At 68.5% G+C, this 11,780-nt stretch carries 9 protein-coding genes; 3 read left to right on the forward strand and 6 right to left on the reverse strand.

The window, feature by feature from the left end; all coding sequences use genetic code 11:
• A complete protein-coding gene (locus tag WS89_RS30835) occupies positions 1-1,188 on the forward strand; it encodes a heme biosynthesis protein HemY (RefSeq protein WP_059795819.1) in 1,188 nt (395 codons plus the stop codon).
• A gap of 258 nt (positions 1,189-1,446) precedes the next feature.
• Here the strand turns inward: WS89_RS30835 and WS89_RS30840 are convergent, their stop codons facing one another.
• From WS89_RS30840 to WS89_RS30850, 3 genes are all read right to left on the reverse strand, one after another.
• Positions 1,447-2,751 carry an MFS transporter gene (locus WS89_RS30840; protein WP_034208110.1) on the reverse strand — a complete coding sequence of 435 codons (1,305 nt, stop codon included), beginning with the start codon at positions 2,749-2,751 and terminating at the stop codon, positions 1,447-1,449.
• A gap of 148 nt (positions 2,752-2,899) precedes the next feature.
• The gene (locus WS89_RS30845; RefSeq protein WP_059795820.1) at positions 2,900-3,658 is read right to left on the reverse strand and encodes an SDR family oxidoreductase; all 759 of its coding nucleotides are present in this window, start codon (positions 3,656-3,658) and stop codon (positions 2,900-2,902) included.
• A 204-nt stretch (positions 3,659-3,862) separates the two neighbouring features.
• Positions 3,863-5,302 (reverse strand): aldehyde dehydrogenase family protein, encoded by a 1,440-nt coding sequence (locus tag WS89_RS30850; protein WP_059795822.1) that lies wholly within the window; start codon positions 5,300-5,302, stop codon positions 3,863-3,865.
• A 337-nt stretch (positions 5,303-5,639) separates the two neighbouring features.
• Between WS89_RS30850 and ppa the strand changes: the two genes are divergently transcribed.
• Positions 5,640-6,167 (forward strand): inorganic diphosphatase, encoded by a 528-nt coding sequence (ppa, locus tag WS89_RS30855; protein ID WP_059504845.1) that lies wholly within the window; start codon positions 5,640-5,642, stop codon positions 6,165-6,167.
• Between the two features lie 52 nt (positions 6,168-6,219).
• On the opposite strand, the gene WS89_RS30860 is transcribed toward ppa, so the two are convergent.
• Positions 6,220-7,035 carry a GIY-YIG nuclease family protein gene (locus WS89_RS30860; protein WP_059795824.1) on the reverse strand — a complete coding sequence of 272 codons (816 nt, stop codon included), beginning with the start codon at positions 7,033-7,035 and terminating at the stop codon, positions 6,220-6,222.
• Between the two features lie 49 nt (positions 7,036-7,084).
• The gene (locus WS89_RS30865; protein WP_059795825.1) at positions 7,085-8,119 is read right to left on the reverse strand and encodes a helix-turn-helix transcriptional regulator; all 1,035 of its coding nucleotides are present in this window, start codon (positions 8,117-8,119) and stop codon (positions 7,085-7,087) included.
• 152 nt (positions 8,120-8,271) lie between these two features.
• Here WS89_RS30865 and WS89_RS30870 point away from each other — a divergent pair, with 152 nt between their 5' ends.
• Complete coding sequence (locus WS89_RS30870) at positions 8,272-10,518, forward strand: glycoside hydrolase family 3 C-terminal domain-containing protein (RefSeq protein WP_059795827.1); 2,247 nt, start codon at positions 8,272-8,274, stop codon at positions 10,516-10,518.
• 71 nt (positions 10,519-10,589) lie between these two features.
• Here the strand turns inward: WS89_RS30870 and WS89_RS30875 are convergent, their stop codons facing one another.
• Positions 10,590-11,768: a GNAT family N-acetyltransferase gene (locus WS89_RS30875; RefSeq protein ID WP_059795828.1), complete on the reverse strand. Its 1,179-nt coding sequence runs from the start codon at positions 11,766-11,768 to the stop codon at positions 10,590-10,592.
• Positions 11,769-11,780: the final 12 nt, after the last annotated feature.

Consider the following 11,780-nt stretch of genomic DNA (forward strand, 5'->3'; position numbering starts at 1 on the left):
ATGACGCTTCGAGGAATCGTCTGGCTCGCGGTCCTGTTCGCGCTCGCCGCCGCGCTCGCCACCGTCGGCCGTTTCGACGCGGGGCAGGTGCTGCTCGTCTATCCGCCGTACCGGGTCGACGTGTCGCTGAATCTGTTCGTGATCGCCATCGTCGTGCTGTTCATCGTCGTGTACGCGCTGCTGCGCATCGTGCGCAACATCTGGCGCATGCCGCAGCGGGTCGCCGCCTATCGCGCGCGTTCGCGCAATGAGAAGGCGCAGGCGTCGCTGCGCGATGCGATCGCGAACCTGTACGCGGGCCGCTTCTCGCGTGCGGAGAAGGCCGCGCGCGAAGCGCTGTCGATCGACGCGAACCTGGGCGCCGCGAGTCTCGTCGCGGCCACCGCCGCGCATCGGATGCACGAGTACACGCGCCGCGACGACTGGTTGTCGAAGATCGACGCGCCCGAATGGCAGGATGCACGGCTGCTTGCCGCCGCCGACATGCGCGCGGACGCCCGCGATGCCGACGGTGCGCTCGCCGCGCTGGCCGACATGCAGGCCGGCGGCAAGCGCATCCACGCGCAGCAGGTCGCGTTGCGTGCGCAGCAGCAACTGAAGAACTGGGCCGAGGTGCTGAAGCTTGCGAAGGCGCTCGAAAAGCGCGAGGCGCTGCATCCGGCCGCAGCCGTGCGGCTGCGCCAGCAGGCGGCGGAAAACCTGCTGCGCGAACGCCGGCACGACCCGGACGCGCTGCTCGAAGTGTGGCAGTCGCTGTCGCCGGTCGAGCGCCAGTCGCCGCGTCTGGCCGATCTCGCGGCCGAGTTGCTCGTGCCGCTCGAGCGCCGCAACGAAGCGCGTCGCATCGTCGAGGACGCGCTCGCGCACAACTGGGATGCGCGCCTGCTGCGCCGTTATCCGGACACGGCCGGCGCCGATGCGCTGCCGCTGATCCAGAAGGCCGAAGGCTGGAAGAAGGATCATCCGGAAGATGCCGACCTGCTGTTCGCACTCGGCCGCCTCTGCCAGCAGCAGCAGTTGTGGGGCAAGGCGCAGTCGTTCCTCGAATCGGCGCTGAAGCTGGCCGACAACGAGGCGCTGAAGGTGCGGGCGCATCGTGCACTCGCCCGTCTGTTCGAGCATCTCGGCGAAACCGACAAGGCCGCGAAGCACTACCGCGAAAGCGCGCTCGCGATCACCGTGGTCTGACGCGGTGCCGCGGTAAAAGCCCCGAACGCCGATCGGCCTTCGGGGCTTTTTTTCGTTCGTCGCGAGGCCGTGCGGACGCATGGCGGCGTCATCCGGTCGGCGAAGCATCCGGCCGGCGCGGTCTTGCCCGTCCGGAATCGAAAATACCCCGGCGGCCGGGCAGTGCCGGGCGTCGGGGCGTTTCGTGAGGACGGCCGTCGACCGGCGTGTTCGGTGCTTGGTGCTCGGCGCGTCCGGCGCGCCTTTACGCGCCGCGCGTCACTTGTCGACGAGCCGCTTCGGCACCGACAGCGCGAGCAGCCCGCCGAGCACGAGGAACCCGGCCAGCATGTACATGCCCGCATCGTTGGCGCCCGTCGCCTGCTTGAGCCAGCCCATCAGGTACGGGCTCAGGAAACCGGCGAGGTTGCCGATCGAGTTGATCATCGCGATGCCGGCCGCGGCGGCCGTGCCGCCGAGGAACGCGGTCGGCAGGCTCCAGAACAGCGGCAGCGTCGTCAGGATGCCGATCGTCGCGAGCGTGAGGCCGAGCATCGCGAGCGCAGTCTGGTGCGCCCAGATCACCGACAGCACGAGGCCGAGCGCGCCGATCGCGGCCGGAATCGCGAGGTGCCAGCGGCGTTCGCGGCGCTTGTCCGCGCTGCGCGCGATCAGGATCATCGCGACCACCGCAGCCGCATACGGAATCGCCGACAGCAGGCCGATCACGATCGTATCGGTCACGCCCGTCGCCTTGATGATCGTCGGCAGCCAGAAGCCGACGCCGTAGAGCCCCATCACGAACGAGAAATAGATCAGCGCCATCAGCCACACGCGCGGGCTCGACATCACCGCGCCGAGCGGCAGGTCTTCCTTGGTGGCTTCCTCGGCGTCGACGTTGCGGGCGAGCAGCGCCTTTTCTTCATCGGTCAGCCACGTCGCCTTCGCGATCCGCTCGTCGAGCGTGAAGAACACGAGCACGCCGGCGAGCACCGACGGAATGCCTTCGAGCAGGAACAGCCATTGCCAGCCGTGCCAGCCGCTCACGCCGTCGAACGCCTTCAGGATGAAGCCCGAGATCGGCCCGCCGATCACCCCGGACAGCGCGACGGCCGTCATGAAGAACGTCGTCATCCGGCCGCGCCGGTGCGCGGGATACCAGTAGGTGAGGTAGAGGATCACGCCGGGAAAGAAGCCCGCTTCGGCGACGCCGAGCAGGAAGCGCATCACGTAGAACATCGCGGGCGTCGTGACGAACATCGTCAGGATCGAGATCACGCCCCACGTCGCCATGATGCGGGCGATCCAGACGCGTGCGCCGACGCGGTGCAGGATGATGTTGCTCGGCACCTCGAATAGGAAATAGCCGAAGAAGAAGATCCCGGCGCCGAGCCCGTACACGGTATCGCTCAGGTTCAGGTCGCTCGCCATCTGCAGCTTCGCGAACCCGACGTTCACGCGGTCGAGATACGCGACCACGTAGCACAGCAGCAGGAGCGGCACGAGTCGCCACGACACCTTGCGGTAGGTTGCTTCCTCGAATGCGCCGGACGAGCCCGGCAGCGACTGCGTCGATGTTGCCATGTTGTCTCCTGTCGATCAGAGTGGGCGCTCGAGCGGTTATCCGGATCCCGTGCGCCACCGTCGTTGTAGTTGGCCGGCGCAGACGCAGCGGCGCGCCCGATCCGGTTTCGTGCGAAGCAAGACGGAATAACCGTGATGCCCGGTACGGCTAGATGCAACGCCCGCCGTCGACTTCGAGGCAGACGCCCGTGATGAATTCGGCTTCGTCGGACGCAAGGTACAGCGCGGCGTTCGCGATGTCCTGCGGCGTCGAGAAGCGGCCGAGCGGGATCGTCGCGAGGAAGCGGCGGCGATTTTCCGGGGTGTCCTCGCAGCCCATGAACTCGGTCATCAACGCGGTTTCGCCGAGTACCGGGTTGATGCAGTTCACGCGGATGCGGTCGGCGCCGAGCTCGGCCGCGAGCGACTTGCTCGCGGTGATCATCGCGCCCTTCGTGCTGTTGTACCAGACGAGGCCCGGGCGCGGCCGCACGCCGGCCGTCGACGCGACGTTCACGAACACGCCGCCGCCCTGTGCGCGGAAGTACGGCACGAAGGTCTGCACGCACCAGAACAGGCTCTTCATGTTGACCGCGTACACGCGGTCGAATTCGGTTTCCGTCACGTCGAGCACGGGCTTGTTGCGGTGCGTGGTGCCGGCGTTGTTCACGACGATCTGCACCGCATGGAAATCGTCGAGCGCCGCCTGCAGCAGCGCGCGCCAGTCGTCCTCTTTCGATACGTCGCCGGCCGCCGCGATCGCCTTGCCGCCCGCGAGCGCGATCTCGCTCGCGACGCGCTCGGCCGCCGCGCCGTTCAGGTCGTTGACGACGACGTTCGCGCCTTCGCGCGCATACGTCTTCGCGATGCCTTCGCCGAACCCCGAGCCGCCGCCCGTGACGATGGCCGTCTTGCCGCTCAACCGCATGGTGTGTCTCCTTATATCTTCGATTTGCTTCGAACTTCAGTTGTGGCCCGCCGTGAGGCGGGCTGCCTGACCGGTTGGAGGCCATGGCACAGCGTGTGTCTCATGCGAGCCATCGAGCTCGAATCGCAGCTGTGCTGGTCATGAGAGTCGTCGTGCGTCGGCAGGCGGCCGGGCGCTGCCTGCCGGCTGTCGCGCGCCGTGCGTTCAGCCGTGCCGGATCGCGATCGTCTTGAGCGCGGTGAAGCCGTAAAGCGCCTCGAAGCCTTTCTCGCGGCCGTGGCCCGAATGGCCGACGCCGCCGAACGGCAACTCGACGCCGCCGCCCGCGCCATAGTTGTTGATGAACACCTGGCCCGTGCGCAGACGCCGCGCAAGCCGCATCTGGCGTGCGCCGTCGCGTGTCCAGATGCCCGCGACGAGGCCGTACGGCGTGCCGTTCGCGAGCGCGACGGCTTCGTCCTCGTCGACGAAACGCATCGCCGCGAGCACGGGGCCGAACACTTCCTCCTGCGCGAGCCGATGCGACGGCGGCACGTCGCGCAACAGCGCGGGCGCCTGGTAGAAGCCGCTTTCGGGCGCGTCGGCGACGACCTGCCCGTGCGCGGCCATCGGAATGCCGTCGTGCTGCGCGTCGGACAGGAAATCCCACACGCGTTGCTGCTGCTTCGCGTTGATCAGCGGGCCGCAGTCGAGATCGGCGCGGCTCGGGCCGACGCGCAGCCCGTTGAACGCGGTGGCGAGGCGCTCGACGAGCGGCTCGTACACCGCGCGCTCGATCAGCACGCGGCTGCCGGCCGAGCAGGTCTGCCCGCCGTTCTGCACGATCGCGGACACGAGTACGGGCAGCGCCGCGTCGAGATCGGCATCGGCGAACACGATCTGCGGCGACTTGCCGCCGAGTTCGAGCGTGACCGGCACGTGGTTCTCGGCCGCCATCTGCGTGACCAGCTTGCCGGTGGCTGGGGAGCCCGTAAACGAGATGTGGTCGATGCCCGGATGGCGTGCGAGCGCGGCGCCCGCTTCATGGCCGTAGCCGGTGACGATGTTGAGCGCGCCGGCCGGCAGCCCGGCCTCGGCGGCCAGCTCGGCGACGCGCAGCACGGACAGGCACGCGTCCTCGGCCGGCTTGACCACGCAGGCGTTGCCGGCTGCGAGCGCCGCGCCGACGCTGCGCCCGAAGATCTGCATCGGGTAGTTCCACGGCACGATATGGCCCGTGACGCCGTGCGGCTCGCGCACCGTCAGCACCGTGTATCCGGCCTGATAGGGGAGGGTTTCGCCATGCAGCTTGTCGGCGGCGCCCGCGTAGAACTCGAAGTAGCGCGCGAGCGCGGCTGCATCGGCGCGCGCCTGCTTCAGCGGTTTGCCGGTGTCGCGCGCCTCGATCGCGGCGAGTTCGTCGAGATGGTCGGCCACGCGAGCCGACAGCCGCATCAGCACGCGGCCGCGTTCGGCGGCGCTCGCGGCGCCCCACGGGCCTGCGAATGCGTCGCGCGCCGCGGCGACCGCGCGTTCGATGTCGGGCGCCGTGCCGCGCGCGATCGTCGCGAACGGCTGGCCGTCGGACGGATCGACGACCGCGATGGTTTCCAGTTGCGCGGGCAACGTCCATTCGCCCGCGATGAAGTGCTTCGCCTCTTCCATGCCTGCTCCTGTCGACCCAAGTTAGCGCTTTAGCGCTTACTTGGGTCCCATGCAACGCGGTCGACTCAAGTTAGCGCTTTAGCGCTTGGTTGGGCGTCATGCAACGCGGTCGACCCAAACTGGCGCTTTGGCGCTTGCCCGGATCCCGTGCTTTATCGTCGACGTGCAACGCCGCCGGTTCGACGGCCGGACATCCGGAACGATTATCGCGCCGATCGTCATCCGGACGCCACCGGTCGATTGGCTATAATGGCGCATTCCTTTTGGGGGACGCCCGTGGCGGTGCATCGGCCGAGGCGCCCTGTCCCGAATTCCCATCGACCTACAGAGAGTGCTCATGAGCTTCAATCATGTTCCGGCCGGCAAGGACCTGCCGCAAGATTTCAACGTGATCATCGAGATTCCCGCGCAAAGCGATCCGGTGAAGTACGAGGCGGACAAGGAACTGGGCCTTCTCGTCGTCGACCGCTTCATCGGCACGGGCATGCGCTATCCGGTGAACTACGGCTACATCCCGCAGACGCTGTCGGGCGACGGCGATCCGGTCGACGTGCTGGTGATCACGCCGTTCCCGCTGCTGGCCGGCTCGATCGTGCGTTCGCGCGTGCTCGGCATGCTGCAGATGACGGACGAATCGGGCGTCGACGCGAAGCTGATCGCGGTGCCGCACGACAAGATCTGCCCGATGACGGCGAACCTGAAGACGATCGACGACGTGCCCGAGTACCTGAAGGACCAAATCAAGCACTTCTTCGAGCAATACAAGGCGCTCGAGAAGGGCAAGTGGGTGAAGGTCGAAGGCTGGGCCGGCATCGAAGCCGCGCACAAGGAAATCGCCGACGGCGCCGCGAACTACAAGAAGTAAGCGGCGTGCCGGCCGACGGCCGGCGCGTACGGAACGAACCGCGCGTGTCTCTTCAGGAGACCGCGCGGTTTTGTTTTGCGCGCACGGTTTTCCTGCGGGTGGCCGGTGCCGGCTTCGCGCGTTTCGCGCGCGGCGGGGCAACGGCCGGAGCGATCGCCGCAGCGGCTTTCGTGGCCGCCGGTCGGCGCCGGCCCGATGCGCAAGCGGCGTCTTCGCGTACGTTCGCGGCCGCTGCGGCGGCAGCCGGGGCCTTTCTTTTCGACTGCGTGGAGGAGGGCGAGCGTGCCTTTTTTACCGGTGTGCCACGCGACGCGGTCTTTTTTGCGGCGGCATCGCCGTCGGTTCTTGCATGTTTCGCGTCCGGCGCGGCTTTATTTGCCTTCGTCGACTTCGACGCTTGTTTGCCCTTCGCAGGCTTTGCAGGCTTCGCGGCCGTTGCGGATCCGGCACGTTTCCCGGTTTTCGCCCTTTTCGCGGTGGCCGCCTCCGTTGCGGCCGTCTTCTGCGCATCGTCGACGTTTTCCGCCTTCCTTTTCTTCCGCCCGCGCCCCATCGCGTTCGTCCCGGCCGTGTCGCCGCTTTCGTCGAGCGCGATCGCCGCCGGCAACACCGATTCCAGCGTCCGCAAACCGGCCGCCAGCTCGCGCTTTTTCGCGGGCGTGAGCCGCTTCACCCAGTATTCGGCGCGCGACGCGCTCGACCGGTCGGGCAGCGGAAACGACGCGAGCACCGCGCGCGGCTTGCGCGAGCGCGTGTAGCGCGCGCCCTTGCCGGACGCGTGTTCGTCGAAGCGCGCGGCGACATCGGTCGTGATGCCCGTGTAGACGCTGTCGTCGGCGCATTCGATCAGATACAGGAACCAGGACATGGCGGAGCAGCGGAATGCGAAGCCGCCAGTGTCTCAGAAAAAATGCGCATCAACGCCACCGGTCGCCATGCCCGTCGCGAAAGCGGCTCGGCGCCGCACCGAGTTCGCGCGTGAAGAAGCGCGTGAACGCGCTCGTCGAACGGAAGCCGACGCGCACGCCGATCTCGCCGATCGGCAACCGCGTGTTGAGCAGCAGGTCGCGTGCCTCGCCGAGCCGCGCCTGCGCGACGAGCGCGTGAAAACCGACCGCTTCGCGATGTAGGCGCCGGCGCAACGTCCAGCGCGACATCGCGAAGCGCGTGCATACGTGCTGCATCAGCGTATCGGTCGGCACGTCGGCTTCGTCGGACGTGCGCAGCCAGTCGCGCACGCATTGCTCGACCGACGAGCCGAACGTCGAACGTGCGCGCACGCGCTCGCGCGCGGCGTCGGCCGCATGACGCTGGATGCCGGCGAGCGGCGCGTTGTAGCGCTCGAACGGCGTGTCGAAGTGCGCGGAGCGCAGCACGATGCGGTTGTGTGCGGCATCGAACGACAGCGGCGCGCCGAGCATGTCGCGCAGCGCGGCGACGGGCGCGAATGCGCGGCCGGCGAATGCGGCTTCGTCGACGTGCACGTGCGGATCGTACAGGCGCGCGAGCGCCGCGAGGATCGCGAGGTTCGCGAACGCGCTGCCCGCGTGCCGGCCGTCGCCTTCGTTCACGTACTCGAGCGCGATCGCGTCGCCGTTCTCGTGCGCGAATACCCAGTCGACGTTGCCGATCAGCTCGCGATAGTGCAGGTAGCCGTGCAGCGCGTCGCGCAGCGTCGCCGCATTGCACGTGATGCCCGCGAGTTCGGGAAACGGCACGAGCCACGGCACGACCTGCGGCGGCGGGCGATGCCACGACAGCGGCCAGCCGCTCGTCAGTTGCATCGCGGCCACGTGCCGGTCGCCCGCGATGCGGCGCGTGTCGTCGGCGAGCTCGGCCGGCCCGATGCCGAGCGTTTCGTAAAGCGGTGCGGGATCGATGCCGTTCGCACGCGCGTCTTCGCACAACCAGCGGTAGATCCGGACGGATACCGATTTCTGTTGCAACTCCATGTCTGTCTCCCTGTCGTCATGCCGTTCGGGTTTGTCCCCGCTGCGAGAGGTCAACGCATGCTCCTGCCGGTCAAGCGTGGTGACCGGTCGATTTTTAGACTTGGACGCTGGAGTGAGACGACAAGTACTAACAGAACGATTCTGGAGGATCAATGAAAACTTCGCTGTTCCGGTGTTCGACGATTGCGTCCGCGTGCGCGCTCACGGTGTTGCTTGCATCGTGCGGCGGCGACGACATTCACGCCCCGACCGACCCCGACGCGGCAGCCGACCAGCGCGCGACGGCCCTCGTCGCGCAGCTGACGACCGACGAAAAGCTGCAGCTCGTGCATGGCACCGGCATGCCGGCGCTCAGCCTGGGCGGTCCGTTTCCCGCCGATGCGCTGAACGGCGCGAGCTACATCCCGGGCGTGCCGCGGCTCGGCATTCCGGCGGTCAGCAGCGCCGATTCGGCGGGCGGCGTGAACGTGAAGAATGCGCGCGTCACCGCGCTGCCCGCGCCGGTCGCGCTTGCGGCGACGTGGGATCCGGCGCTCGCGGGCGCCTACGGCACGCGCATCGCGCTCGAGCTGCGCGCGCTCGGTTTCGCGGAGGGGCTCGGCGGGGGCGTGAACCTCGCGCGCGAGCCGCGCAACGGCCGCACCTTCGAATACATGGGCGAGGATCCGGTGCTCGCGGGCACGCTGAGCGCCGCGCGCACGCAGGCCACGCAGGCGCAGAAGGTGATCGCGACGATCAAGCATTTCGCGTTCAACGACCAGGAAACCAACCGGATGACGGTCGATTCGGTCGTCGACGAGCGAACCATGCGCGAGGCGGAACTGCTCGCGTTCGAGATCGGCGTGAAGGACGGCCAGCCGGGCAACGTGATGTGCTCGTACAACAAGCTGAACGGCGTGTATGCGTGCGAGAACCCGTATTTGCTGACGACGGTGCTGAAGAACGAGTGGGGTTTCAAGGGCGTCGTGCAGTCCGACTGGGGCGCGACGCACTCGACGGTCGCGGCCGTGCAGGCCGGGCTCGACGAGGAGCAGCCGGGCGCGGCCGACGACGGCAACGCGCCGCTCGGCTCGTACTTCAATTCGAAGCTGCGCGCGGCGCTGCAGGCCGGCAGCGTGTCGGTCGCGCGGCTGAACGACATGGTGCAGCGCAAGCTGCGCACGCTGATCCGCATCGGCGTGATGGACGCGCCGCCGAAGCCGGGCGGCGCGATCGACGAAGCCGCCGGCAACGCCGATGCGCTCGCGATCGCACGGCAAGCGGCGGTGCTGCTGAAGAACGCGGCCGCGCCGAGCGACACGCAGCCGGTGCTGCCGCTCGCCGCCGGCGCGCTCAAGTCGGTCGTCGTGATTGGCGGCCATGCGGACGCGGGCGTGCTGTCGGGCGGCGGCTCGGGGGCGGTGCCGGCGATCGACGGCAACGCGGTGACGTCCTGCCAGCAACCGGCCGACATGCTGTTCGGCGGCTGCGCGACCTGGTACAAGTCCGCGCCGCTCGCGGCGATTCGCGCGAAGGCGCCGAACGCGTCGGTCAGCTATCTCGACGGCACCGACGCGAATGCCGCGGCGAGCGCGGCCGCACAGGCCGATGTCGCGATCGTGTTCGCCACGCAGTGGCAGACGGAAGGGCTCGACCTTGCGAGCCTGTCGCTGCCCGATGCGAAGGCGGACCCGTACAACCAGCAATACGACCAGAACGCACTGATCGCCGCGGTCGCCGCGAAGGCCAAGCGCGTGATCGTCGTGCTCGAGAACGGCAGCCCGGTGCTGATGCCGTGGCTCGCGAACGTGCATGGCGTGCTGGACGTGTGGTATCCGGGCGCGCAAGGCGGCCAGGCGATCGCCGACCTGCTGTTCGGCGACGCGAATCCGTCGGGCCGGCTGCCGCTGACGTTCCCGAAGCAGGAGGCCGACCTGCCGCAGCCGACGATCGATCCGTCGAACCTGCAGAACGTTTATGCGGAAGGGCTCGCGTACGGCTATCGGTGGTTCGACGCGAAGGCGATCGAGCCGCTGTTCCCGTTCGGCTATGGGCTGTCGTACACGACGTATGCGTTGTCGGCGATGTCGGCACAGGCCGACGCCGCGGGCAACGTGACGGTCGGCGTGACGGTGACGAATACCGGGGCGCGCGCCGGTACGCATACGGTGCAGATCTACGCGGCGCTGCCCGCGTCGCTCGGCGAGCCGCCGAAGCGGCTCGTCGGCTGGACCAAGGTCGCGCTGCAGCCGGGCGAGGCGCGCACGGTCAGCGTCGCGGTGCCGGCGCAGCGCTTCGCGGTGTGGGATGCGAGCGCGCACGCATGGCGGATCGGCGCGGGCAGCTACGGGCTGTCGGCGGCCGCGTCGTCGCGCGACCCGCAGGCGCTGTCGCAGACGGTGACGCTCGCCGCGCACTGAGCCGGCGGCGGCCGTGCGGCATGCGGCGAGCCCATGCGTGGCTTCGCCGCATGCCGGTGCGCGGGATGACGCTAGCCGGCGCCGCGCCGAAACGGATCGTGCTCGCGCAGTTCGTCGACGTACGCGTGGATATGCTCGGTCTCGCGTTCGAGAAAGCGCGCGACCGCGTCGGAAAAAGCCGGATGCGCGAGCCAGTGCGCGGAGTGCGTGACGGTCGGCAGGAAACCGCGAGCGAGCTTGTGCTCGCCCTGCGCGCCGCCCTCGAACGTGTCGAGCCCGGCCTCGATGCAGAACTCGAGCAACTGGTAGTAGGCCGTTTCGAAGTGCAGGCAGGGCACGTGCTCGATCGCACCCCAGTAGCGGCCGTACAGCGTGCCGCCGCCGTGTTCGCCGCGCCGGTACACGGCGAGCGCGCTCGCGATCGGCCGGCCGTCGGCTTCCGCGATCACGAGCAGCAGGTTCTCCGGCATCGTCGCGCCGATCGTGCGGAAGAAGTCGAGGTTCAGGTACGGGCTCGAATAGTGCTCGCGGTAGGTCTGTCGATAGCAGCGCGAGAAGAAGCGCCAGTCGGCGTCGGTGATTCGATCGCCGGTGAGCCGCCGGAAGGTCACGCCCGCGTCGTGCACCTTGCGCCGCTCCGCGCGGATGTTCTTGCGCTTCTTCTGCTCGAGCGTGCCGAGGAAATCGTCGAAGTGGCGGTAGCCGTCGTTGAGCCAGTGGAACTGCACGCCTTCGCGCAGCATCATGCCCATCGATTCGAGGAGCCGCGCTTCGTCGCCGGTCGGGAACAGTACGTGCAGCGACGACACGTCGCTCTGCTCGGCGAACGCGAGCAGCGTGGCCGCGAGCCGGCGGCGCGCGTCGTCGTCGGCCGCGAGCAGCCGCGTGCCCTGCACCGGCGTGAACGGCACGGCGCACAGCAGCTTCGGGTAATAGGGCAGGTCGTTGCGCTGGTACGCATCGGCCCACGCCCAGTCGAACACGTATTCGCCGTACGAATGCTGTTTCGCATAGACGGGGGCGGCGGCCGCGAGGCGGCCGGTGCGCGGGTCGGTCAGCGTGACGAAGTGCGGCGACCAGCCGGTGTCGTCCACCGCGCAGCGCGCGACGTGCAGTGCGTCGAGGAATTCGTGGCGTAGGAACGGCGTGGGCTGCGCGTCGCGCGCGAGCAGCGCGTTCCATTCGTCGGCCGGCACCTCGGCGGGGGACGACAGGATGCCCGTGCGATAATCGATGCGTTCGTGTTTCAAGCGTGAATCCGT

This window comes from Burkholderia sp. MSMB1072 (assembly GCF_001524725.1).
Lineage (GTDB): Bacteria > Pseudomonadota > Gammaproteobacteria > Burkholderiales > Burkholderiaceae > Burkholderia.

Excerpts from the sequence above, each read along its gene's own strand:
- WS89_RS30860 (WP_059795824.1), bottom strand. The coding sequence starts at position 7,035 with ATGTCCTGGTTCCTGTATCTGATCGAATGCGCCGACGACAGCGTCTAC.
- WS89_RS30870 (WP_059795827.1), top strand. The coding sequence starts at position 8,272 with ATGAAAACTTCGCTGTTCCGGTGTTCGACGATTGCGTCCGCGTGCGCG.
- WS89_RS30850 (WP_059795822.1), bottom strand. The coding sequence starts at position 5,302 with ATGGAAGAGGCGAAGCACTTCATCGCGGGCGAATGGACGTTGCCCGCG.
- ppa (WP_059504845.1), top strand. The coding sequence starts at position 5,640 with ATGAGCTTCAATCATGTTCCGGCCGGCAAGGACCTGCCGCAAGATTTC.
- WS89_RS30845 (WP_059795820.1), bottom strand. The coding sequence starts at position 3,658 with ATGCGGTTGAGCGGCAAGACGGCCATCGTCACGGGCGGCGGCTCGGGG.
- WS89_RS30840 (WP_034208110.1), bottom strand. The coding sequence starts at position 2,751 with ATGGCAACATCGACGCAGTCGCTGCCGGGCTCGTCCGGCGCATTCGAG.
- WS89_RS30835 (WP_059795819.1), top strand. The coding sequence starts at position 1 with ATGACGCTTCGAGGAATCGTCTGGCTCGCGGTCCTGTTCGCGCTCGCC.
- WS89_RS30865 (WP_059795825.1), bottom strand. The coding sequence starts at position 8,119 with ATGGAGTTGCAACAGAAATCGGTATCCGTCCGGATCTACCGCTGGTTG.